The following is a 22,145-nucleotide window of genomic DNA, read 5'->3' on the forward strand; positions in this document are numbered from 1 at the left end:
TCGTCTCACGGGCGGGCTTGGCGGGGGAGCAGGAAGGTCAGCGCGGCCAGGGCGACGGTGATGCCGAGTCCTGCCTGGAGGCTGCGTTCGAAGCCGGCGAGGTAGCCCGGCGCGGCGAAGAAGACCGTGCCGATGGCGGCGATGCCGGTCGCTGAGCCCAGCTGCTGCAGCGTGTTGAGGACGCCGGAGCCCGAGCCCACCTCGTCCTCGGTGAGGGCGGCGAGGACGAAGTCGAACAGCGGGGCGATCACGAGCCCGATGCCGAGGCCCCATACGAGCAGCGGCAGGGCGAGGTCCCAGCTGGTGACGGTCAGCTGCGTACGGGAGAGCACGACCAGCGTCAGGATCAGGCCCGCGGCCTGCAGGGCGTTGCCGAGCTGGAGGGTGTTGCGGCCGATCCGGGGGGCGAGGACCGCCGCTCCGATGATGGCGCCCACCGATGAGCCCAGGGCGAACGGGGTGGCGGTGAGGCCGGCGTGGATCGCGGAGAAGCCCCGGCCGAGCTGGAGGAACAGGGTCAGCGCGAGGCCTACGCCGAAGGTGGCGCCGAAGAAGGCCAGGGTGATCAGTACGCCGCCCGAGAATCCGCGGTGGGAGAAGACCGACGGCTGGACCAGGGGGTCGCGGCCGGTGCGCAGGCGCAGCCGGGTCCAGAGGACGAGGGCGCCGAGGGTGGCCAGGCCTCCCGCGATCAGGGCGTAGGTCCAGGCGGGCCAGCCCGCTTCCCGGCCCTGGATCAGGGGGTACGCGATGAGCAGGGCCGCCGCGCCGACCAGCAGGGTCCCGGTGATGTCGAGGCGTGGGGCGGACTCGGCTCGGGACTGCGGGAAGATGCGGGTGGCGCCGACCGCGGCGAGGATGCCGATCGGCAGGTTGATCAGGAAGATCATGCGCCAGCCGGTGCCGAAGAGGTCGGCGTCGACGAGGACGCCGCCGAGGACCGGGCCGAGGACGGCGGCGAGGCCGACCACGGGGCCGAAGATCGAGAAGGCCCTGCCCTGATCGCCGGGGCTGAACGCCTCCTGGAGCAGCCCGAGCCCCTGGGGGATCAGGAGTGCGGCGGCGACACCCTGCAGCAGCCGGCCCGTGATCAGGGTCGGGGTGTCGGGGGCGAGTGCGCACAGCGCTGAGCAGGCGACAAACGCCCAGGCGCCGACGGCGAACAGGGTGCGGCGGCCGAAACGGTCACCGAGGCGGGCCCCGGCGATGAGGAACGCGGCGAGGGTGAGGGCGTAGCCGCCGGTGATCCATTGCAGGGCCGCGGAGCCGGCGTGCAGGTCGCGGGCGATGCTCGGCGCGGCCACGTTGACGATGGTGCTGTCGAGCAGGTCCATGATCTCCGCGCACAGGATCAGGGCGAGGATCAGCCACGCTCGGGGGTGGGTCTGACGTGCGGTGTCGACGGACACGGAGCCTCCTGGTGACGTTTTGTTCAAGGGTGAATATTCACCCTTGAACAAAAATCGTCAACAGGGAATGACGTCGATCACGGGAGAGGGTCTACTCGCCGGCGAAGGTGTAACTGCCGGAACGGATACGCTCCAGGAGGGTGCGGGTGAACGTGAGCTCGCCGTCGAGACGACCCGCGGCCAGCTTGACGAACTCGACCGAGTGCGGCGGCTTGGTGACGCTGTCCAGGACGGTCTGCTTCTCGTCGAACTCGAACTGCCGCAGCTGGCTCTCCAGCCGGGAGACCCGCTCCTCGATGGCGGCCGTCACCTCGTCGCGCGTCAGGGCGACCAGGAAACAGAGCGCTGCCATGAAGGGCGCCGTACGGTACGGGCTGACCTCCCACAACGCGCTGCGCAGCAGGCTCGTGAACGCCGACTCGCCCTCGTCGGTGAGGCGGAATTTGGTGCTGTCCTTGTGACCCCGCCCGCTCGTCGCGACCTTGTCGGTGACCTCGGCGACGAACCCGTCCTTGACCAGCGCGCGCAGCGCCCCGTAGATCGAGCCGGGGTTCACGCTGGCCCACTCCTGCACGCCCCAGCTGGTCAGCTCGCGCATGATGGCGTACCCCGTCGCCGGTTGTTCCTGACGGGTGGCGCCCAGCACGAGGAGCCGGGTCGGGTCGACACTCATGAAGGACATCGTGTCATGGCCGCCGCGCCGCGAACGGTTGCCGGTCAGCGCAGCAGGACGGCGATCAGGTCTGTGCCCAGGGCCGCCGTCGCGGTGAGGTCGAGGCGGTGGCTGGTGTAGCGGCCGGTGCGGGTGCTGTGGAGCAGGCCTGCCGCGCGCAGGGTGGCCAGGTGGCGGGAGACCTCGGGGGCGGTGAGGCGCAGGGCCTCGGCGAGTTCGGTGGTCGTCCGGGGTGCGCGGGCGAGGCTCCGGCAGAGCTGGAGGCGTACGGGATGGGCGAACGCGTCGAGCCGGCGCCGGACCAGGCCCGGGGCGGCGGCCGGCGCCGGGGTGATCGGGTACTGCACCACGGGCTGCCAGCTGGGGGCGTACACGGCGAGCAGGTGAGGGTGACCGAAGACGGTCGGGACGAACGTCAGGCCGTGCGCCGCGGTGGTGCTGTCGTTCTGGAGTTTGTCCAGGGTGATCCGGGTGCCGTGCAGGGCCAGGGCCGGCGACATCGCGGCGAGGGCGGCGCTCAGGCCGTGCCGGGCGTGCAGGTCGGACTTGTGCCGGGCGTCGGCGGCGAGCGTGGTGCGGATGCCCTGCCAGGCCGCGTCGAAGAACTCGGTGGCGCAGTCCTCGAGGATGCGCCGGACGTGGGCGCGGGCACCGGACGGGTCGCTGAGCAGGCGGGCGGCGAACGCGGCCTGGCGCGGGCCCCGGGCCGCCATGAGCTCGACGAGCCGGTCGGGCGCGGGTGCCCCGAACGACAGGCGGGACGAGCCGCACGTCGTGACCAGCGCGGACGCGACGTACACCCCGTCGGGTAGTTGATCGATGCGGTCGAGCTCCGCCTCGAGGGTGGGCCGGGGGTCGGCCGGTAACAGGAAGTCGGCCCGCGACGAGCGCCACAGGAACTCGGCGTCCAGCAGGCGGTCGGCGAACGCCGCGCTCACCCGGGTCTGCGGCGCGCGGACGTGCAGCATCGCGGCGAGCTCGGCCAGCGGGGACGGCGCGATCGTGAGCCGTTGCGGTGCCAGCCCGGTGATGTCGATCGTCAACGCCATGTGCCGCATTGTCGCGCGCCCGGCTGTGCGCGGGCGAGCCGGTTGACGAAGATCCGCAACTGGCGCGGCGTACGCGGCAAGCGGGGGTCAGGGTTGCCGCCATGTCACTGCGTCGTTACTCGGCCGCGCTGCTCGTCGACGCCCTGGGCGCCGGTCTGCTGCGGCCGTTCCTGCTGCTCTACGGTCTCACCGTCGTCCATCTCAGCACCGCCGGGACCGGGCTGGCGCTCTCCGCGGGCCTGCTGCTCGGCCTGATCGCCGTCCCGCTGACCGGGCGCTGGATCGACTCCGGTGCCCGCGGATGGCCGGTCGCCGCGACGATGCTGATCCGCGCGGCCGGGATCGGGCTGCTGCTCCAGGCGTCCGGCCCGGTCGTGTTCGGCCTGGCCGCGCTGCTGCTCGGCGCGGGCGGTCAGGTCTTCCCGGCGGCGCACGCGGCGCTGGTCAGCTCGCTCGTGGACGGTCCCGCCGACCGGGCGCTCGCGGGTGCCCGCGCGTTGCGTAACGCCGGGCTCGGGGCGGGCGCGCTGATCGCCGCGGTCGCGGTCACCGGTGGCCCCGACGCGTTGCGGCTGCTCGCCGCGATCAATGCTGCTGGCTATCTGGTCGCGGCGGGCCTGGTGCTCTCGCTGCCGCAGCGCGGAATTCCCCGGCTCGTGCGGCCCGAGCCGGTCGAAGGGCCGGCCCTGGGACCACTGTTGATCGCCAATCTTGCGTACGCGTTGTGCTTCGGTGTTCTCGAAGTCGCCCTCCCCGCCCTGCTCGTCACCCGGATGCACGCCGCGCCGGCCTGGTCCGCGGCGGTGTTCGCGGGCAACACTGTGCTGGTGGTCGCGATCCAGACGCTCGTGGTGGTACGCCTCGCGGGGCACCCCCGGCGGCGGGTGCTGGCGGCTTCCGGGGTGGTGCTCGCGTGCTCGTACCTGGGATTCTGGGCCGCGGGGGAGTCCGGCGCGCTGGGGCCGGTGCTGGTGGCGGCGGTCGCGGTGCCGTACACGATCGGCGAGATCCTGTATGCGGGCAGCGGCACGGCTCTGGTCGCCGCCGCCGCGCCGGCGCATCTGCTGGGGCGGGCGTTGTCGCGCTGGCAGTTGTCGACCGGGCTGGCGTCGGCCGCGGCGCCTGCGGTGCTCACCTCGTTGCTCGCCGCCGGGCCGGCCGCGCTGTGGGGCGTGCTCACCGCGGGCACCCTCGGCGCGGCGGTCGCGGTCCGCCGCTGGGCCCCGGCAGTCTGAGCCGCTGGTCTGAAGCTCGCCGGCCCCGTCGGTGGCGGGGACACCGTCCGGGAACTGGCCGCGCGGTGTCGTCACATTCCGTCACCTCAGCCAGAACCTATGTGACAATTGCGGCTGCCCGGTCCAGGCCGGTCACCGGCATCTGAGCATCCGCCGGGTGGGCCGAATACAGAGCGACCGGCGGGTGTCCCAGCGTTGTGGTTGCGGGGCTCGGTGACCGCGCCGACGATGCCGTAGCCGCCGACGCCGGCCGCGCTTTCGTCGGCCGGCGGCTGCTGGTCGGTTGGGTCAAGCCTCGCCCGGGTGGAGCCGGGTGTTGAGGCGGGCGGCCTGGCGGGTGAGGTGGTCGCGTTCGGCGAGGTTGGGGGACTTGCGGGCGGCGTCGGCGTACAGCCGGGCCGCGGTCGCCGGGTCGCCGTCGCGTTCGTGCAGCCACGCGGCCACGGCGGTGTGCCGGGGCAAAGACTCGTCCAGCCCGGCGAGTGCCGCCAGGCCGGCGCGCGGGCCGTCCGCCTCGCCGACGGCGACCGCGCGGTTGAGCCGCACGATCGGGTTGTCGGTGAGCCGCGCGAGTTCGTCGTACCACTCGACGATCTGCACCCAGTCTGTCTCGGCGGCGGTGGGTGCGTCGGCGTGCAGGGCCGCGATGGCGGCCTGGGCCTGGAATTCGCCGAGCCGGTCCCGCGCGAGGGCCGCCTGCAGGATCTCGACGCCCTCGGCGATCGCCGTGGTGTCCCACCTGCTGCGGTCCTGCTCGGCGAGCGGCACCAGGCTGCCGTCCGGGGCTGTCCGGGCGGCGCGCCGGGCATTGTGCAGCAGCATCAGGGCGAGCAGGCCCGCGACCTCGGGGTGGTCGATCGCCGCCGCGAGCTGCCGGGTGAGCCGGACCGCCTCGGCAGCCAGGTCGACATCGCCGGAGTAGCCCTCGTTGAACACCAGGTAGAGCACCCGCAGCACGGTGGCGACATCGCCGGGCTGGTCGAACCGTACGCCGCTCACCGTGCGCTTGGCCCGGCTGATCCGCTGCGCCATGGAGGCCTCGGGCACGAGGTACGCCCCGGCGATCTGCCGCGTGGTGAGCCCGCCGACGGCGCGCAGCGTGAGCGCGACCGCGGAAGACGGGGTCAGCGACGGGTGGGCGCACAGGAAGTACAGCTGGAGCGTGTCGTCGACCCCGGAGGCGGGCCCGGGCTGCGGCTCCTCCTCGACGACGTCCTCGCGGCGGCGGCGGGCGGCATCCGCCCGGGCGATGTCGAGGAACCGGCGCCAGGCGACGGTGACCAGCCAGCCCTTCGGGTCCCGCGGCGGATCATCGGGCCAGCTGCGGACCGCTTCGATCAGCGCCTCCTGCACGGCGTCCTCGGCCGCCGCGAAGTCAGCTCCGCGGCGGACGAGGACGGCGAGAACCTCCGGGGTCAGCGTCCGGAGCAGGACCTCGTTCACTCCGTGATGGTGGGAGGCCCGGTCAGGAACGGGCGCACCTCGAGCCACTCGTGGATCGGCCGGCCACCGGCCCCGGGAGCGGCCGACAGCTCCCCGGCGAGCTCGATCGCCCGCTTCTCGCTGTCGACGTCGATGATCATCCAGCCCGCGATCAGGTCCTTCGTCTCGGCGAACGGCCCGTCGGTGACCGGCGGCCGGTCCTCACCGTCGTAGCGCACCCACATCCCGGTGGGAGCGAGGGCCTGCCCGTCGACCCACTCACCGGTCTTCTCCAGCTGAGCCGAGAAATCCCACATGTACTGCATGTGCGCCGAGACCTCCTCCGGCGTCCACTTGTCCATGGGCACGTCGTTGACCGGGGTCTTCGCGCCGCGGTAGTGCTTGAGCAGCAGATACTTGGCCATCGTGGTTCTCCTCGGTGCGACTGCGACCCATTGTGGCCGCGTTCGCACCGGGGACGGAGCCCGACACGGCTTCTCGACATCCCGGCCCGGAAAACTTCACAAACTTTTGGACACGGCTTCGCGTACGGCCGGAGCCACCTCGACCGCCCACCGCCCCAGGGTGACCGCGTCAGCAGTGCCCCCGACGGGCGTGAACAGCGTGAAACCCGCCGCGCCGTGCTCCAGCACCGCCCCGGTCAGCTCCTCGACCCACTGCGCCACCGAGCCCCCGAGCCACTTCCCGGTGTCCCGGTCGCGGGTGACGCCGAGGGGGAGGTCGGTGATCATGCCCTGCAGGTTGTAGATCGTCCGGATGTCGCGCGGGTCGCGTCCCGCTGCGGTCGCGGCGGCGTCGATGACCGGGCGTGAGCTGCGGAACCGGTCGCTGAGCCAGTCCGCGCCGTGCCCCGGGATCCAGCCGTCGGCGACCCGCCCGGTGACCGCCAGGGACTTCGCGCCGACCGAGCCCGTCCACACCGGAGGAGCGGCCACCGGCGCCGGCTCGATCCCGTCGACGCGGTAGTGCACGCCGTGGTGGGTTACCGGTCGGCCGGTCGCGCTCAGTTCGCGTACCAGGATGATCGCCTCCTCGAAGGCCTCCACCGCGGCACCGGGAGAGAGCCGCGGCACCCCCATCGCGGTGATCCGGTCCCAGATCCCGCCCGCACCGGCACCGAGAATGACCCGCCCGCCCGACAGCGCGGACAGCGAGGTGATCGTGCGGGCCAGCATCGCCGGCGGCCGCAACGGCACATTGGTGACATTGGCGAGACCCGAGATCCGCCGGGTCCGCCCCAGAACGAAACCGATCATCGCGTACGCGTCCAGCCGCCCGCCCAGATAGGGATGGTCGGAGATCGAGAAGTGATCGAGCCCATCGGCATCCGCCTGCTCGACGCTGCGCAGAATCCCGGGCACCTCGGCGATCTCATGCTGCGTCCCGAACCCGAAAACAACGCTCATGGTGTTCCCCTCCCGCAGGTAAGTTCGCACCACGAACTTTATTAGTTCGTACTGCGAACCGTAAAGTCCCCCGGCTCCGCAAAAACCATCGGCACCTCGTTCTCCTGAACCACCCGCCCCAGCAACGCACCCAGCGCTTCCCGCTCACCGGCATCCAGCCCGTTGGCGAGCTCGTCGATCCGCCGGCAGGTCTCGGGATAGAACACGTCAACGAGCTCCCGCCCTCCGGCGGTCAGCCCGACGTGGACGCCACGGGTGTCCTTCGGATTCGGCAGCCGCTCGACCAGGCCGTTCCGCTCGGTACGGTCGACGAGCCCGGTAAGACTCGACTTCGCCAACCCGAGCATCGCGTTCAACTCACCCATGCCGTACGGCTGCACCATCAGCACGCAGAGCAACTGCCCCTGCTGCGAGGTGATCCCATGCTCCCGCGCCGACCTCTCATACACCGCATTCACCAGGAACGCCGCCCGAACCAGCCCGGTCACCACCCCGACCGACCCACCCTGCTCACCCATTCCCGCAGCGTACTGCGCCTCGCTCTGCCCGCATCGTCCCTCAGAGCAGGCGGTCGTCCATGACCGGGCCTTCCGGCCCCGGGGTGAGCGCCGGAGCGGAAGTCAGCGCGTAGACGAGTTCACGCGAGTCGATGGGAGTGGTCGTCATGCCTCCGGGTGATCATCCACCGGCAGCTCCACCCTGATCCTGCGGCGGCGCAGGTCGACCTCGGCGATCGTCACCGTGAGCTCGGTGCCGATCGGGTAGGGGTCGGTTCCGCGGAGCATGGCGTGGACCTGCGGGGCGAGGCGGATGAAGGAGCCGAACGGGACGACCTTGGTGACAGGGGCGGTGAGGGTTTCGCCGACGCGGGTGGCGTACGGGAGGAAGGGGTCCGGTTGCAGGGCCTTGAGGGACACGGAGACCTGGGCGCGGCGGGTGTCGATGTCGAGGATCTTGCCGGTGACGCGCCGGCCCGGCTCGACGACCTCGGTGGTGCTGCTGATGTGGGACCAGGTGAGTTCGGGGACCTGGATGAAGCCGGTCTCGCTTTCTGCGGGCTCGCCGTCCAGAGCGAGGAAGACGCCGAAGTTGCGGACGCTGGTCACCGTGCCGCTGATGATCTGGCCGCGGCGCAGGCTCAGGAGGAAGGCGCGTACGGCGGGGTTCGCGCAGGCCCGGGCCGAGAGCATGATCGGGTCGAGGCTGATTGTCTCTGCTTCGAAGGTCTGACCGATGGTGGCTGTTCCGGCCGCGTCGAACATTTCGCTGTGCGGGATGCGGCCCGCGGGGCCGGGGCCGGGGCCGGGGCCGTCGAGTTGTACGAGGATGTTGCGGGGTTCGAAGCCGGTCACCGTGACCGTTACGGTTTCGCCGATGCGCACGGCTGTCAATCTAGTGTCCTGACAACGCCGTCGAAGCGGCCCGGCGGAGACTGCGAGAGCAGGGGCGGTGTTGCCTCGCCCTCACGGTTGCCGGGCAGCAGGTACTGATCGAACCGTCGACCCGGGCAGATGCCAGTCAGGTGCCGTGGCCGGTCGGCACTCAGGCGAAGGCGTCCAGGAGCGTGCTGATCTGCAACCGCAACGCAGGCGAGTGCGCGCCGGCGACAATGACGGAGACCACGTCTCCGCCGGCTGCCAGGCGGACGTCGAGCGTCTCGAAGATTCCGTCCATGGTGTACGAGTGCCAGCTGTCCTTGTCTTCCTCCTTGCTGTTGTCCATTGCCGAGGCCACCACCTCGCGGGCTGTGCCGATGGGGCGGTGCAAGGCGTACTCGGAGAGCAGGTCGAGGAAGGCGCCCAGGTGCGGTAGCTGGATTCGCCCGTCTATCTCGGTACCTTCCGGCCCCGGTAGCCCCGCCTCCTCTTCGGCGTCGTCGCGCGGCTGTAGGCCACCACTGACGGCGTGCTTGTCGTTGAATCCGAGACGCACGTCGGCCCAGAGGTCCAGATTGCGGATCGAGCGAGCGGGATCGTAGGCCGCGGTGGGCAACTGCGGGATGTGTTTCCGGCCCGTCTCGTCGAGGCGGTAAGGGACATCGAACGCGGACTGCCAGTGCTCGACGGCCGATGCGAACCGCTGTTCCGCCGCGGGACCGCTGAGGTCCAGATACCGGCCGATGTCCTCCCAGGAACTGCCGCGTTCCCGTTCGTAGATCACCGCACTGGTGATGAGCCGATCCGCATGGCTGGCCATCGCCGCCGCCTCACTGACACGGCCGCCGGCGCCGGAGAACTCGTCGTAGCGGGTGACCGCCAGCCCCGCCGCAGCATTGGACAGACCGCTGGCCCGGTCGGAGAGCACCAGACGGGCAAGAGCCCGGCGCGAGAACTGGGAGCGGTCATCGTCGTACGGCGTTCTGGCGATCATCGACGGAGCGTTGCACATCGACGCCGCGTTGACGATATTGCCGGCACCGAACCTGCGCGGCGGTGCTGGGATCAGGCTGTTGTCAGGGGGATGCTGAGGCGATGAACAGTGTCTACGAGGCCGCTGGCGGTGGCGAGGGCATGGTGCGGCTGGCGCGGGCGTGGCATGAGCGGGTGATGGCTGACGAGATGGTCAGTCATGCGTTCATGCACGGGTTTCGGGAGGATCATGCTGAGCGGTTGGCGGCGTACTGGGGTGAGGCGCTCGGGGGACCGGCCGGCTACACCGCTACGTACGGCGACGAGAGTCAGGTGGTCCGGTTGCACAGTGGCAACGGGTTGCATGACGAGATGAATGTGCGGGCGATCGCGTGTTTCGACGTAGCTCTTGATGATGTGGGCCTGGAAGATCCGGTCCGTGGGGTGCTGCATGACTACTTCGCATGGGCGACGGCGAACAGCATGTACCAGTTCCACGATGATGCCGGGGAGGTGCCGGAAGGCCTGGTCATGACGCGGTGGTCGTGGGAGGGGCGGGTGGGGTGAGACCCCCGATTTTGTTGCTGGTGGGGTGGTCCCGTAAAGTTCTCTTCAGCAGCAGGCGGACGTAGCGCAGCTGGTAGCGCATCACCTTGCCAAGGTGAGGGTCGCGAGTTCGAATCTCGTCGTCCGCTCCATGCAATCCCCCGAGGCGTAAGCCTCGGGGGATTTTTTGTGCCTACAGGGCGGCAACGACGTGACGCACCGCAACCAATCGGCAACCAAGACCGTCCCGGACAGCAACCCGGCGGGCCGAAATTAGGTGTCAGCGAGGCCAGTCAGCACCAGAAAGGCTCCCCAGATGCGCTTCAGAATCGGCTCCACCATCGCCGTCTTCGCCGCCGTGATCGGCCTCGCGGGCAGCGTCGCCGGCCCGATCTACGCGGCCTTCGCCGCCTAGGTCACCAACAACTCCACAAGCAGGGTCCCTTCCGTGCCCGGACGCGCTCCCGCGTCCGGGCACGGTGCTGCCCGGGGTGAACGGCGAAGAACACCAGTGCGGCGAAGAGAAAAGACAGCCGGGCCATAGACTCGACCCATCATGAATCTGACCGAACGCCTGCCCGGCACCCCCGAACCCGACGCCGTCTTCGACGCCTTCCAGACCTGGGTCGCCGAGCAGGGCCTGACGCTGTACCCGCATCAGGAGGAGGCGCTCATCGAGATCGCCACCGGGGCGAACGTCATCCTGAGCACCCCGACGGGCTCCGGGAAGAGCCTGGTGGCGACCGGCGCGCACTTCGCCGCGCTGGCCGACAAGCGGACGACCTTCTACACGGCGCCGATCAAGGCGCTGGTGTCGGAGAAGTTCTTCGCCCTCTGCGCGATCTTCGGCGCGCACAACGTGGGCATGCTGACCGGTGACGCGAACGTGAACGGTGACGCGCCGATCATCTGCTGCACCGCGGAGATCCTGGCGAACCTGGCGCTGCGCGAGGGCGCGGACGCGGATGTCGGCCAGGTAGTGATGGACGAGTTCCATTTCTACAGCGAGCCGGACCGCGGCTGGGCGTGGCAGGTGCCGCTGATCGAGTTGCCGCAGGCCCAGTTCATCCTGATGTCGGCGACGCTCGGCGACACCACCCGCTTCGTCGACGATCTCCAACGGCGCACGGGCCGCCCCACCGCGGTGGTCACGAACGCTGAGCGGCCGGTCCCGCTGCTCTTCTCGTACGCGAAGACGCCGCTGCACGAGACGATCGAGGAGCTCCTGACCACCCACCAGGCGCCCGTCTACATCGTCCATTTCACGCAGGCGTCGGCGCTGGAGCGCGCCCAGGCCCTGATGAGCATCAACATGGCGACCCGCGCCGAGAAGGACGCGATCGCGGCGGCCCTGGGCAACTTCCGGTTCACGGCCGGCTTCGGCAAGACGTTGTCGCGGCTGATCCGGCACGGCATCGGCGTCCACCACGCCGGCATGCTGCCCAAATACCGGCGCCTGGTGGAGACGCTCGCGCAGGCCGGGCTGCTCAAGGTCATCTGTGGCACGGACACGCTCGGCGTCGGCATCAACGTCCCGATCCGCACGGTGCTGTTCACGGGCCTGTCCAAGTACGACGGGGTGCGCACCCGGCTGCTCAAGGCTCGCGAGTTCCACCAGATCGCCGGGCGGGCGGGCCGCGCCGGCTACGACACGCTGGGCACGGTCATCGTGCAGGCCCCCGAGCACGTGATCGACAACGAGAAAGCCCTCGCCAAGGCCGGTGACGATCCCAAGAAGCGCCGCAAGGTGGTACGCAAGAAGCCGCCGGAGGGCTCCATCGGCTGGGGTGAGCCGACGTTCGAGCGCCTCGTCGCCGCCGAACCGGAACAGCTGACGTCGTCGTTCCAGGTGTCGCACGCGATGCTGCTCAACGTCATCGCCCGCGGCGGGAACCCGTTCGAGTCGATGCGGCACCTGCTGACCGACAACCACGAGGAGCCGGCCGCCCAGCGCAAGCACATCCGCCGCGCGCTGGCGATCGCCCGCGCGTTGCTCGCCGGTGGGGTCATCGAGAAGGCCGACGGCACGTACAAGCTCGTCAAGGATCTGCAGCTCGACTTCGCGCTCAACCAGGCGCTGTCACCGTTCGCGCTGGCGAGCCTGGAGCTGCTCGGCAAGGAGTCCCCGGACTACCCGCTCGACGTCGTGTCGATCATCGAGGCGACCCTCGAGGACCCGCGGCAGGTGCTGTCCGCCCAGCAGTTCAAGGCCAAGGGCGAGGCCGTCAACGCGATGAAGTCCGAGGGCATCGAGTACGACCAGCGCATGGAGCTGCTCGAACAGGTCACGTACCCGAAGCCGCTCGTGGAGTTGCTCGACGCCGCCTACGAGACCTACCGCCGCGGTCACCCGTGGGTCGCCGACTACGAGCTGAAGCCCAAGTCGGTGGTCCGCGACATGTACGAACGCGCGATGACGTTCACGGAGTACGTCTCGTTCTACGGGCTGTCCCGCTCCGAGGGCCTGGTCCTGCGCTACCTCGCCGACGCGTTCCGGGCGCTGCGCCAGACCGTCCCCGAGGACGCGCGGACAGAAGAGCTGACGGACCTGATCGAGTGGCTGGGCGAGCTGGTCCGCCAGGTCGACTCGAGCCTGCTCGACGAGTGGGAGCGGCTGCGGAACCCGGGCGCCGAGGTCGTCGAGATCTCCCCGCTCGACGACCGTCCGCCGGCGGTCACGCGCAACCTGCGGGCGTTCCGCGTACTCGTCCGCAATGCTCTTTTCCGCCGGGTGGAGCTCTTCGCCCTGCGCCGCCCGGACGAGCTCGCCGACCTCGACGCCGCGGAGTCCGGCTGGACCTCGGAGCGCTGGATCGAAGCCCTCGAGGAGTACTACGCCGAGTATCCCGTGGTCGGCACCGGCCCGGCGGCGCGCGGCCCGGCGTTCCTGCACATCGAGCAGGGCCCCCGCCAATGGAAGGTCCGCCAGGTCTTCGAGGACCCGGAGGGCGACCACGACTGGGGCATCGAGGCCGAGGTCGACCTGGAGGCCAGCGACGAGGCCGGCGCCGCCGTGATCCGCATCGTCGCCGTCGGCCCGCACTGATACCCGACGCTCAGAGGTCCGTGGACGCTGCCACGGACCTCTGAGCGAGGACGTCGTCGAGGCGGGCCGCCATCTTCGCCGGGTCGCCGGCCGGTCCGCCGAAGCCCTCGCCCTGCTCGTGCTCGCGGATATCGCCGCCGGGTAGCTGGTCTCGCCGGCGCGGCCCGGGATGTGATCGGCTTTTCCATGGGTACGCGATGATGGTGGCGTGCGGATCACGACGCTCGGCCCCCTGGCGGTGGACGGCCGCCCGGTGCGGGGCGAGCGGCTCGCCGCGGTGATCCGTGAGCTTGTCGACGCCCGCGGCCGTGCGGTGTCCGTCGGCGCGCTGGCCGGCGCGGTCTGGCAGGACACCCCGCCGGACGACACTCTGGGTGCGGTGCAGGCTCTGATCGGACGGGTACGCCGCCTGGGCATCCGGGTCCTCGCAGTGCCGGGCGGTTACCGCGCCCCGGCCGACGGGCTGGAGGTCGACGCCGTCAGGGCCCGTGAGCTCGTGGATCGGGGCAGGACAGCGCTGGCTTCGGGTGATGGGGTTCTCGCGCGGGATCGTGCTGAACAGGCGCGGGCGTACTTCCCGGAGGTGCCCGCTGCTGCCGGCGGCCGGCTCTTCGGTGACGTGGTGACCCTGCGGGCGGAGGCGGCGCTGGCCTGCGGCGGGCCGTTCGAGGAGGCGGATCTGCGGCGGCTGGTCGCGGGGGTTCCGCCGGACGAGCCGGCTGCGGCGCTGCTGGTGCGGGTGCTCGCCGCGCAGGGTCGCGACGCCGAGGCTCTCGAGCTGGTCGAACAGGTGCGCGGCGAGCTTGCCGACAGGTACGGGGCCGGCCCGTCGCCGGTGCTCGCCGAGGCGCACCTGGCTCTGCTGCGCGGGCAGCTGGCCGCCGCGCGTCCGCAGCGGACCGGGGGTCTGCCCGCATCGTGGCGGCGGGCGGTCACGCCGCTGGTGGGGCGGGACGAGGATCTCGCCGAGGTCAGCAGGGCGCTGCTGGAGGCTCCCCTGGTGAGCGTCGTCGCCACCGGCGGGGCGGGGAAGACCCGGCTGGCGGCGGAGATCGCCCGGTCCGCCGACGCTTCCCGGCGGGTACGCGTGGTCGAGCTGGCAGGAGTGCGCTCATCGGCCGAGGTCCTCCCCGCAGTACTGACAGCCCTGGCCGGAGCGGGCTTGGGTGGAGCGGGTCTGGGTGATGGCGTCGTGGGGGTGCGGGGCGGTGGCCGGGTCGTCAGTGCCGAGGAGCGGTTGCGGGTGGTCGGTGCGGAGCTCGACGGGCTGATCGTGCTGGACAACTGCGAGCACGTTCTGGACGCTGCGGCGACGGTGGTGGCTGAGCTGCTGGCTGTCGTGCCGCCCGATGTCAGTGTGCTTGTCACCAGCCGGGCGCCGCTGGGACTGGTCGGCGAGGTGGTGCACCGGTTGCCGGCGCTGACCGATGAGGAGGCGGTGGATCTGCTCGGAGCTCGCGTGCGGGCCGGGGGAGTGACGCCCGCCTGGGGCCGGGACCGGGCGATCGCGCTCTGTCATCGGCTGGACAATCTGCCGCTCGGCCTCGAGCTGGCTGCCGCGCGGTTGCGACACATGCCGATCGATGACGTCCTGGCCGGGCTCGGTGACCGGTTCGGGCTGCTCGACGACGCGCTGCGCGGGCTTCCCGAACGCCATGCCGGGTTGTGGGCGATGGTCGACTGGAGCCGTGACCTGCTCGGGCCCGCCGAGCAGACGCTGCTGGAACGCCTGTCGGTCATCCCGGCACCGTTCACCGCGGACCTCGCCGCCGCCGTGGCCGGTGGTGATGTCCGCCGGGGGCTGGCGGTTCTGGTGGAGCATTCGCTGCTCCTGCTGGAGGACGACCGCTACCGGATGCTCGAAACGGTCCGCGAGTACGCCGGTGCGCGCCTCGACGCGGGACCCGGGCGCGAGGCGGCCATGGATGGGCTGGTCGAGTGGGCCCGGCGCCGGGCGGTGACGCTGGCCGCGGGGTTCATCGGGCCGGGGCAGGTCGAGGCGTTGCGGGGGTGTGCGGAGGATCAGGACATCCTGGTCGCGGCGCTGCACCGGGCGCACGAGCGGGACGATGAACCGGCCGCCGTGGACGTCGCGGTGGCGTTGTTCGCGTTGTGGACGGTTCGGGGGCAGCATCCCGAGGCGAGTTCGTGGGCGCGGGTGCTGCTGCGGGTCGATGATCCGGCGGGGCGGCTGCGGTCGGCGATCCTGCGCGGGCGGGCGAGCGGGCGCCCCCTGCCGGACGCCGACCGGCTGGCGTGGCTGTGTGTGCTGATGGGGGTCAACGCGGGGAGCACCGGTCCGCTGCGGCTGACCGTGCTGGTGCGGCGGGCCCTGCGGATCCTGTTCGCGGAGCGGGGCGGGGAGGTCTCGCCGCGGCATGTCGCGCTGGCGGGGGCGCTGCCCGGGCTGGAGCAGGCGGATCCGGACACGAGCCTGGCGGACGCGGCGGCGCTGGTCGCGCACTCCGACCCGTACGTGCAGGGTATGGGGTATTTCATGCGGGCTGTTCTGCTGGAGAACGGGGACGCGGAGCTGGCCTACCGGCGGTTCGAGGCCGTCGGGGACCACTGGGGGATGGGGATGGCCGCCCATGCCGCGGGGCATGCGAGCGGTGCCGGTCCGCGTACCGATGAATGGCTTCGACGCAGTGAGCGGCACATGCAGCTGGTCGGTGCGGCGCAGGATGCCCGGGCCGCGCGGGTGTTGCTCGACACGCAGCTGGCCCTCGCCGGTGATGCGGAGGCGGAGGAGAGGCTGCTGGAGGCCGGCAGTGCCCAGGCTCACCTCGGGCTGGCGCAGCTGGCGTTCCAGCGCGGCGACCACGACGGCGCACTGGCCCACGCCGATGTTCTGCTCGAGGACGCCGAGTTCCGGGTCGCGGCCGCCGTCATCTGCCTGTGGATCGCCGAGGAGTCCCGGGCCGTCGACGCGTTGCGGCTGTCCCGCGCCGAGGTGGTCTCCGCGCACGACCGGGAGCTGCTCGGCGCGTGGGCCATGGGCGGCGCCGAGCTGGCCGCGTTCCGGGGCGACGCCGCGACCGCGGGTGAGCTGTGGGCGATGGGGACGCGGGTCGGCACGAACGTGAGCCGGTTCTTCCCGCAGGGGCACGAACGGCTCACCGCGATGCTGGGTGACCGGCGCGAGGCGCTGCTCGCCGAGGCCGCCGCGCTGACGGGGACGGTCGTCCACAGCAGGATCAACGCCCGCATGGACGAGCTGTTGTCAGTCCTCGAACGCCGCCACGTATGACGCCACGCACGTCTCCGGCGTCGCGAGGGAGGTCACGATGTGGCCGTCGATGCTCGCCGGTGGGTCGAGCGGGATCTGCAGGAGGCGGTCGGTGCGGGAAGCGTCGAGCTGCTCGGCCGGGACCAGCGTCCACGCGTCCGGGTCCTGGCTGACCTCGAACAGCACGTGGAGCAGGTCACCGGCCGGCGGGCGCGGCGGAGCCACGGGCAGGACGGCGAGGATCGCGTCGTGCAGCGGCGGGTCGGTGGCGGGCGCGGGGAGGCGCAGCCCGTGCGGGTCGAGGTCGTGCAGGCTGACCGTGGGTTTCCCGGCCAGGGGGTGACCGGGGGAGAGCACCACGTGCAGCGGCTCGGACCAGGCCCGCACCACCCGCGCCGCCGTCGAGGTGACCGCGCCACGGACCAGCGCCAGATCCAGCCCGCCGTCGCGGACGGCGTCGATGCGGGCGGTCACGGGAAGGTCGATCAGGGTCGGGTCGGCGGGGCGGTCGCTGTCGCGCAGCCGTTCCAGCGCCCGGGCGACGCGGGGCGTGACGCAGGTCGCGAGCCCGATCCGGAGCGTCGCGGCGCGTTCCCCTGCGACCACGCGCACCCGGGCCGCCGCTGCCAGGGTCTCCCTCGCCGCGGCGAGCACGCGCTCACCCGCGGGCGTGACCCGTACCCGGCGTGACGTGCGGTCGAGCAGGCGCACGCCCAGCTCACGCTCGAGCCGGGCGATCTGCTGGCTCACGGCGGGCTGCACGATGTTCAGCCGCTCCGCCGCACGGCCGAAGTGCAGCTCCTCGGCGACGGTCACGAAGTACTGCAGCGCTCTGAGTTCCACTGTTCGGATCTATCACATCATGTGATCGCTGCCGAAGCATTCTGCTCATTGTTGGCGCAGGTCACTGCCGCTGAGATGGATCCATGAGCACATCAACCCTCGCCATCATCGGCACCGGCATGGTCGGCGCCGGCGTGGCCCGTCGCGCTGTCGCCGCCGGCCTCGACGTCATCCTGAGCAACTCCCGCGGGCCGGAGACCCTGACCGGCCTGGTCACCGAGCTCGGTGATCAGGCACGCGCGGCCACGCCCGCTGAGGCGGCACGGGCAGCGGATCTGGTCGTGGCCGCCGTACCCCTCACGGCTCTGGAGAGGTTGCCCCGCGCGGAGCTGACGGGAAGGACGGTGATCGACCCGATGAACTACGCGGTGTATCCCGGGGCGCGGGTCGCGGAGCTCGACAGCAACGAGCTCACGTCCAGCGAGCTCGTGCAGCGGCACCTGGCCGGGGCCCGGGTGGTGAAGGCGTTCCACAACATCGGCCCGAAGCAGCTGCTGGAGCTGTTCCGCCCCGCCGGCGCCCCGGACCGGACGGCGCTGCCGCTGTCCGGCGACGACGCGGCCGCGAAGAAGGAGGTCACGGAGCTGCTGGACGTGCTCGGCTTCGACGCCGTGGACCTCGGCACGCTGGCGGAGAGCTGGCGCAGTGAACCCAACACGCCGCTGTACGCGCTGCCGTACGTCGGTGAGCCGCCGGCCGGGCTGGCGGTGCTGGATCTCGTGGCGTGGTTCCAGGGGGCTCCGGGCGTACCCGTGTCAGCGGTTCGCGTCGGTGAGCTGGCCGCCGCCGCGGTGCGCGGGCGGGCCGGTTTCCAGATGCAGTGAACCGCTGTTTCTCTGGGCGGGCACGGTGGGCAGGTTCAGGCCCGACGTCAGGGCGCGGCGCAGGCGGGGGCCGAACGGACGCTCGACGAAGCGGTACACGAGCCATGCCGGGACCAGCATGATCAGCACGGTCGCGGCGACGAGTACGGCCAGGTGGACCGGGAGGTGCTCCTGGCCGTGCCGGATCAGGATGTAGCCGATCCGCTGATGCAGCAGATAATAGGGAAACGTCAATGCCCCGGCGACCGTCAGCCACCGCCACGTGATCCGGTCGGTCTTTCCGAGCGCGATCAGCAGCAGAATCGCGTACCCGAGGGTGATGAGCAGGACCGCGGGCCAGAGCGGGACGTGCCAGCCGGGTTTGATCTGCACCCGGCTCGACAGGCTGTGCACATTCATCAGCCACGAGAAACCGACGATCCCCCACAGCAGCGGATTGGCGCCGAAACGGTGCATCAGATACATCGCGATGCCCGCCACGAAGCACGGCGCGAACTGCGGGACGGTCACCATCGTGAAGACCGTGCTGTTCACGGTGGTCGAGACGGCCGCGGCCACCATCCACACCCCACAGAAGATCACCGTACGCCGATAGCTGACCCCCTTCGCCACCACGAGCCCGAACAACAGGTAGAACCGCAGCTCCACCCACAGCGTCCAGTACACGTTGTCGACGTCCGGCACGTGCATCGGATACTGCAGCATCGTGAAGTTGACGGCGATGTCACTGAGCGAGAAATGGTCGTTGACGGGCACGTACCCGCCGAGCGGAAAAATGCTCGTCACCGCGAGGGTGATGACGATGCAGATCCAATAAGCGGGATACAGCCGTGACGCCCGCGACGCGAAGAAATGCCCGAGGCTGCGCCCCCAGCTGCTCATGCAGATCGCGAACCCGCTGATCATGAAGAACAGCTCCACACCGAGGAACCCGTAGACGGTCACCCGGCTCGCCTGCGGCAGGTAGTACGCCGGCGTGTGCACGCCGTCCACGGCCCAGAACGTCGTGTAGTGAAAGACGGCGACGGACAGCGCGGCCACCAGCCGCAGCCCGTCCAGCGCGGCAAGGCGAGGCTTCCGATCGGTGGTCACGGCGACCCATTCTCCCGCCCGCCGCCGATCCCCGCACCCCCGGCTACGCGTTCCTGTCGAACAGCTCCAGCAACGGCCGGATCACCTCCTCCCGCCGCTCGTCGTCAGCGGTGACCATCGCAGCCCGCAACTGTGCGTGCCCCGCACAGAACTGCGCCGGGTCGACCTCCCCGTCGATCTGACTGATCAGCCCCGAGGCCGCCATGGAGACCTCCCAGACCCCGGTTATCGCCAGCTCGACGAGCAGCCCCAGAATGCTGGCGCACCGCTTCCAGGACCACGGAGTCGCGCTCCTCATCCGCCGGGTCCCCTATGGTCAGAAACCCCGGACCGCACGCCGTCGGAGTCGCACCCGGCGAGGACGACGCTCATCCTCAGGCTCGGTCGCGCGCGAAACCGCACTCCTGGATCACGCGAATCGAGCCGGCGTTGTGAGCGGCGACTTGACCAAAGCCCGCCGCCGAGATCCCCGCCGCTCTGCCATCTACCGCCGGCTCAGGACTCCAGATGTTGCGCTGAACACCGGAATCCGACAACTTGATGCGGTGTCGCTCGTCAAGTCTCGGCAATCGTGTCTGACGGCCGACCATATTGTTTCGTCGCCGGACGCGATTGGCCCGCGCTTGACACCCGATGCTGCAGGAGATTGCGTCCAGGCGGGTTTCAGCGCAACTTCGTGCCCCGTGCCAGCGCCGCTCAGGGTTGGGCGGTGGAGGGCTCGGTCATGCCGGCTGTCTTCGGGGCGCAGGCGAGCCACACCCGGCCCGCCTCGGTCAGCCGCAGGGCGACCGTCCCGGCGCCCGGATGATCAAGAGAAACAGAGCCGATCATGTCGTACGCGGTATGCGCCGCCCCCGTCGCGACGATGCCCCACACCACACCGGCGCGCAATGCGTGCAACAGCGCCGCGTCCGTGTGAGGTTCGAGGTGCACCCGTGCCTCGGCCAGCGTCGTGCTGTCCGGTGCCGCGGCGATCACCCGGACGAGGTTGTTGAGGACGGCGGCGGCGTCGGGTGGGACGTCGGCGGTGGAATACGTGAGCCCGTGGATCGAGGGCAGAGCGAATCGCTGGTGCAGCACCTGGGTCGTCGCCGTCCAGGCCATGCTGGTGCCGTCGGTGAACGCGAGGCGGCTCTGGTGATCGTTGACGTCGTAACGAGCGATGCACATCCGGAACTCGTTGCGTGGGTGCGGCTCCGGCTGCTCCGGTGTGCCCCGGGCCGTCCTCTGGTTCTTCGTGACGACCCAGTTGCCGGGCCGGATGCCGCGGATCAGGCCCGCGCCCGGGCTGGTGCTGGTGAGTCTGCGCAGCTTGCGGTGCAGCCGTTCGAGGGCGATGCCGCCGCGGAGCCGGTGGATCAGCGCGGTGAGCGGACGCCACCACAGCGCGAGCATCGCCAGGCAGGTCAGCAGGCCCAGGTAACGCAGCGTCCCGTTGACCTCGTTGAGGGCCGCGGCGAGCAGGGCGTTGGGCACGAACAGCGCGGCGAACGCGAGCAGACCGCTGAATCCCCGCCGCTGCACCACGCCGGTAGGGGTCCAGGACACAATGCGCACGGAACCGAGCCGGCTCATCGCTGAATTCTATGGCCCCTCCCGCCCCTGATCGCCGGTCAGATCATGGACACCCCGGCGTGGTGGCAGGCGGTCCGCCGGCGGTTGTCGCCGGTCAGCGCGGGGTCACGGTCCTCGCAGAGCTTCCGGTCCGGGCCGGACAGCCCGGCGTAGAGGGGGCACCCTGCCGGGCGGCTGCCGGCGCTGAGTGGGTCACCGATGAGCAGAATCCGCTCCCGGTCGCGTTCCACTGCCAGGTCCGGGACCCGGAGCAGTGCCTTTGTGTACGGGTGCCGGGGCGTGCCGAACACAGCCTCGGCGTCCCCGATCTCGACGATCCGCCAGAGGTACATGGCGCTGGCTAGGTCGGCGATGGCGGGGCGCTGGCCTTCGGAGAGCTCGTACTGGAAGCGCTGGGCGTGCGCGGGACCTCGGGGATCCGCTCCCCGGCCATCGACACCCTGATCACCCGGGCCGCCGCCGAAACCGACCACGCCGAACAGCTCACCGAGTTCAACCAGATCGACGCCCAGCGCTGGCAGGAAGCACACTCCCGCACCCTCTTCCAGACCCCCAGATCCTCACGGTCCGCGACACCCTGGCCAACTTCGGCGCCGACGGCCTGCGAGCCGGCCGCCAGTACACCGAGGTTGGCTACCTGAAGCAACCCCGTCAGCAGCGGCCGGGGTGACCGCCCCGGCCGTTGCTGATCGGATCCGGGACAAGTCATTCCTGCGCGAGCGCGAACCACCGCCCGGGATCCACTTCCCGAAATACACCGACCTCAGCCAGCTCACCCCTTCTCGAGGCAACTCCCGAGCCGCCCGGACGGCAGTGAGAAGGCCGGCCACGTCTGCAATCGGCGCCAGGTCGTGGAACAGGCGTCCCCGGGTCTCCCGCAGGGCGTCAGCGAAATCGCCGAACCCGCAGCACGGCAGCATCCTCGTAGATCACACAACCGAGTATGCGAGGGCAACGGATCATCGCCGGATGCCGGCGGGATGCCTGCGGCTCCCGCCGGCGAGGTCGGGGCAGGTCAGGCGGCGAGGGCCGTGTCGGCTGTGGTGAGGGTGGTGGTGCGGTGGAGGGCCGGGTGGCGGGCTTCCCAGGCGGCGCGGACGGCGCGGGGGAGGTTCAGGTCGGGCCAGAGGCGGAGCAGGGTGGGGCCGTGGAGGTGGTCGCGGAGTTCGGTGATGCGGACTGCTTCGCGCAGGACGTTCTCGTACATCCAGAGCAGCATGGTGTGCTGGCTCAGGTCGAAGGCGCGTTGGGGGTTCCACCAGAGGCGCAGGGGGAGCTCGACCAGGCCGCTCGTGGGGCCGGTCAACTCGGCGAGGGTGCCGGCGACGAGCACGGCGCGGCCGGGTCGGGCCAGGTAGGGCCGGGTCGCACGGGGCCGGGCCGGACCCGACTGGCCCGCGTGCAGCTGGCCCGCGTGCGGTCGGGTG

General features: G+C 70.9%; 20 protein-coding genes and 1 tRNA gene. 6 read left to right on the plus strand and 15 right to left on the minus strand.

Annotated features, from left to right (window positions below; genetic code table 11):
• Positions 1-5: 5 nt before the first annotated feature.
• The 3 genes from Aco04nite_RS10270 to Aco04nite_RS10280 all read right to left on the minus strand — a co-directional run bounded on the left by Aco04nite_RS10270 (position 6) and on the right by Aco04nite_RS10280 (position 3,131).
• Positions 6-1,409 (minus strand): MFS transporter, encoded by a 1,404-nt coding sequence (locus Aco04nite_RS10270; protein WP_212996962.1) that lies wholly within the window; start codon positions 1,407-1,409, stop codon positions 6-8.
• A gap of 91 nt (positions 1,410-1,500) precedes the next feature.
• Positions 1,501-2,082: a PadR family transcriptional regulator gene (locus Aco04nite_RS10275; protein WP_212996963.1), complete on the minus strand. Its 582-nt coding sequence runs from the start codon at positions 2,080-2,082 to the stop codon at positions 1,501-1,503.
• Between the two features lie 44 nt (positions 2,083-2,126).
• Positions 2,127-3,131 (minus strand): DUF5937 family protein, encoded by a 1,005-nt coding sequence (locus tag Aco04nite_RS10280; RefSeq protein WP_280519329.1) that lies wholly within the window; start codon positions 3,129-3,131, stop codon positions 2,127-2,129.
• A 101-nt stretch (positions 3,132-3,232) separates the two neighbouring features.
• On the opposite strand from Aco04nite_RS10280, the gene Aco04nite_RS10285 reads away from it, so the two are divergent.
• Entirely contained in the window at positions 3,233-4,366 is a 1,134-nt protein-coding gene (locus Aco04nite_RS10285) for an MFS transporter (protein WP_212996965.1), read from the plus strand.
• A 288-nt stretch (positions 4,367-4,654) separates the two neighbouring features.
• Here the strand turns inward: Aco04nite_RS10285 and Aco04nite_RS10290 are convergent, their stop codons facing one another.
• From Aco04nite_RS10290 to Aco04nite_RS10315, 6 genes are all read right to left on the minus strand, one after another.
• Positions 4,655-5,809, minus strand: coding sequence for an RNA polymerase sigma factor (locus Aco04nite_RS10290; protein WP_212996966.1), 1,155 nt, complete (start codon positions 5,807-5,809; stop codon positions 4,655-4,657).
• Positions 5,806-6,213 carry a YciI family protein gene (locus Aco04nite_RS10295; protein ID WP_212996967.1) on the minus strand — a complete coding sequence of 136 codons (408 nt, stop codon included), beginning with the start codon at positions 6,211-6,213 and terminating at the stop codon, positions 5,806-5,808. The genes Aco04nite_RS10290 and Aco04nite_RS10295 overlap by 4 nt, the downstream gene beginning before the upstream one ends.
• 96 nt (positions 6,214-6,309) lie before the next feature.
• The gene (locus Aco04nite_RS10300; protein WP_212996968.1) at positions 6,310-7,215 is read right to left on the minus strand and encodes an LLM class flavin-dependent oxidoreductase; all 906 of its coding nucleotides are present in this window, start codon (positions 7,213-7,215) and stop codon (positions 6,310-6,312) included.
• Positions 7,216-7,256: 41 nt separating this feature from the next.
• Positions 7,257-7,733, minus strand: coding sequence for a MarR family winged helix-turn-helix transcriptional regulator (locus tag Aco04nite_RS10305; RefSeq protein ID WP_212996969.1), 477 nt, complete (start codon positions 7,731-7,733; stop codon positions 7,257-7,259).
• A gap of 144 nt (positions 7,734-7,877) precedes the next feature.
• A complete protein-coding gene (locus tag Aco04nite_RS10310) occupies positions 7,878-8,597 on the minus strand; it encodes a S1 RNA-binding domain-containing protein (RefSeq protein ID WP_212996970.1) in 720 nt (239 codons plus the stop codon).
• Between the two features lie 160 nt (positions 8,598-8,757).
• Positions 8,758-9,585: a hypothetical protein gene (locus Aco04nite_RS10315; RefSeq protein WP_244875866.1), complete on the minus strand. Its 828-nt coding sequence runs from the start codon at positions 9,583-9,585 to the stop codon at positions 8,758-8,760.
• A gap of 101 nt (positions 9,586-9,686) precedes the next feature.
• On the opposite strand from Aco04nite_RS10315, the gene Aco04nite_RS10320 reads away from it, so the two are divergent.
• The 4 genes from Aco04nite_RS10320 (at position 9,687) to Aco04nite_RS10335 (ending at position 16,405) form a co-directional block, all read left to right on the plus strand.
• Entirely contained in the window at positions 9,687-10,130 is a 444-nt protein-coding gene (locus tag Aco04nite_RS10320) for a globin domain-containing protein (RefSeq protein WP_212996972.1), read from the plus strand.
• A gap of 55 nt (positions 10,131-10,185) precedes the next feature.
• Positions 10,186-10,261: transfer RNA gene (locus Aco04nite_RS10325), tRNA-Gly, on the plus strand.
• A 404-nt stretch (positions 10,262-10,665) separates the two neighbouring features.
• Positions 10,666-13,155: a DEAD/DEAH box helicase gene (locus tag Aco04nite_RS10330; protein ID WP_212996973.1), complete on the plus strand. Its 2,490-nt coding sequence runs from the start codon at positions 10,666-10,668 to the stop codon at positions 13,153-13,155.
• Positions 13,156-13,363: 208 nt separating this feature from the next.
• A complete protein-coding gene (locus Aco04nite_RS10335; RefSeq protein ID WP_212996974.1) occupies positions 13,364-16,405 on the plus strand; it encodes an ATP-binding protein in 3,042 nt (1,013 codons plus the stop codon).
• Here the strand turns inward: Aco04nite_RS10335 and Aco04nite_RS10340 are convergent.
• Positions 16,379-17,227, minus strand: coding sequence for a LysR family transcriptional regulator (locus Aco04nite_RS10340; RefSeq protein WP_212996975.1), 849 nt, complete (start codon positions 17,225-17,227; stop codon positions 16,379-16,381). The two genes, Aco04nite_RS10335 and Aco04nite_RS10340, sit on opposite strands and share 27 nt — an antisense overlap.
• An 83-nt stretch (positions 17,228-17,310) precedes the next feature.
• Between Aco04nite_RS10340 and Aco04nite_RS10345 the strand changes: the two genes are divergently transcribed.
• Positions 17,311-18,051 (plus strand): NADPH-dependent F420 reductase, encoded by a 741-nt coding sequence (locus Aco04nite_RS10345; RefSeq protein WP_212996976.1) that lies wholly within the window; start codon positions 17,311-17,313, stop codon positions 18,049-18,051.
• Here the strand turns inward: Aco04nite_RS10345 and Aco04nite_RS10350 are convergent.
• The 5 genes from Aco04nite_RS10350 to Aco04nite_RS10370 all read right to left on the minus strand — a co-directional run bounded on the left by Aco04nite_RS10350 (position 17,983) and on the right by Aco04nite_RS10370 (position 22,123).
• Entirely contained in the window at positions 17,983-19,143 is a 1,161-nt protein-coding gene (locus Aco04nite_RS10350) for an acyltransferase family protein (protein WP_212996977.1), read from the minus strand. The genes Aco04nite_RS10345 and Aco04nite_RS10350 overlap by 69 nt on opposite strands.
• A 43-nt stretch (positions 19,144-19,186) precedes the next feature.
• Positions 19,187-19,441: a hypothetical protein gene (locus Aco04nite_RS10355; RefSeq protein ID WP_212996978.1), complete on the minus strand. Its 255-nt coding sequence runs from the start codon at positions 19,439-19,441 to the stop codon at positions 19,187-19,189.
• A gap of 398 nt (positions 19,442-19,839) precedes the next feature.
• The gene (locus Aco04nite_RS10360) at positions 19,840-20,718 is read right to left on the minus strand and encodes a hypothetical protein (protein ID WP_212996979.1); all 879 of its coding nucleotides are present in this window, start codon (positions 20,716-20,718) and stop codon (positions 19,840-19,842) included.
• A 38-nt stretch (positions 20,719-20,756) separates the two neighbouring features.
• Positions 20,757-21,248 carry an oligopeptide/dipeptide ABC transporter ATP-binding protein gene (locus tag Aco04nite_RS48725; protein WP_244875867.1) on the minus strand — a complete coding sequence of 164 codons (492 nt, stop codon included), beginning with the start codon at positions 21,246-21,248 and terminating at the stop codon, positions 20,757-20,759.
• 485 nt (positions 21,249-21,733) lie between these two features.
• A complete protein-coding gene (locus tag Aco04nite_RS10370) occupies positions 21,734-22,123 on the minus strand; it encodes a hypothetical protein (RefSeq protein ID WP_212997267.1) in 390 nt (129 codons plus the stop codon).
• Positions 22,124-22,145: the final 22 nt, after the last annotated feature.

Source organism: Winogradskya consettensis, assembly GCF_018332715.1.
In the GTDB taxonomy this organism is placed as follows: Bacteria; Actinomycetota; Actinomycetes; order Mycobacteriales; family Micromonosporaceae; genus Actinoplanes; species Actinoplanes consettensis.

Coding starts and splice junctions, on each gene's coding strand:
- Aco04nite_RS10320 (WP_212996972.1), top strand. CDS start 9,687: ATGAACAGTGTCTACGAGGCCGCTGGCGGTGGCGAGGGCATGGTGCGG.
- Aco04nite_RS10305 (WP_212996969.1), bottom strand. CDS start 7,733: ATGGGTGAGCAGGGTGGGTCGGTCGGGGTGGTGACCGGGCTGGTTCGG.
- Aco04nite_RS10300 (WP_212996968.1), bottom strand. CDS start 7,215: ATGAGCGTTGTTTTCGGGTTCGGGACGCAGCATGAGATCGCCGAGGTG.
- Aco04nite_RS10275 (WP_212996963.1), bottom strand. CDS start 2,082: ATGAGTGTCGACCCGACCCGGCTCCTCGTGCTGGGCGCCACCCGTCAG.
- Aco04nite_RS10280 (WP_280519329.1), bottom strand. CDS start 3,131: ATGGCGTTGACGATCGACATCACCGGGCTGGCACCGCAACGGCTCACG.
- Aco04nite_RS10295 (WP_212996967.1), bottom strand. CDS start 6,213: ATGGCCAAGTATCTGCTGCTCAAGCACTACCGCGGCGCGAAGACCCCG.
- Aco04nite_RS10330 (WP_212996973.1), top strand. CDS start 10,666: ATGAATCTGACCGAACGCCTGCCCGGCACCCCCGAACCCGACGCCGTC.
- Aco04nite_RS10285 (WP_212996965.1), top strand. CDS start 3,233: ATGTCACTGCGTCGTTACTCGGCCGCGCTGCTCGTCGACGCCCTGGGC.
- Aco04nite_RS10345 (WP_212996976.1), top strand. CDS start 17,311: ATGAGCACATCAACCCTCGCCATCATCGGCACCGGCATGGTCGGCGCC.
- Aco04nite_RS10315 (WP_244875866.1), bottom strand. CDS start 9,585: ATGATCGCCAGAACGCCGTACGACGATGACCGCTCCCAGTTCTCGCGC.
- Aco04nite_RS10355 (WP_212996978.1), bottom strand. CDS start 19,441: ATGAGGAGCGCGACTCCGTGGTCCTGGAAGCGGTGCGCCAGCATTCTG.
- Aco04nite_RS10360 (WP_212996979.1), bottom strand. CDS start 20,718: ATGAGCCGGCTCGGTTCCGTGCGCATTGTGTCCTGGACCCCTACCGGC.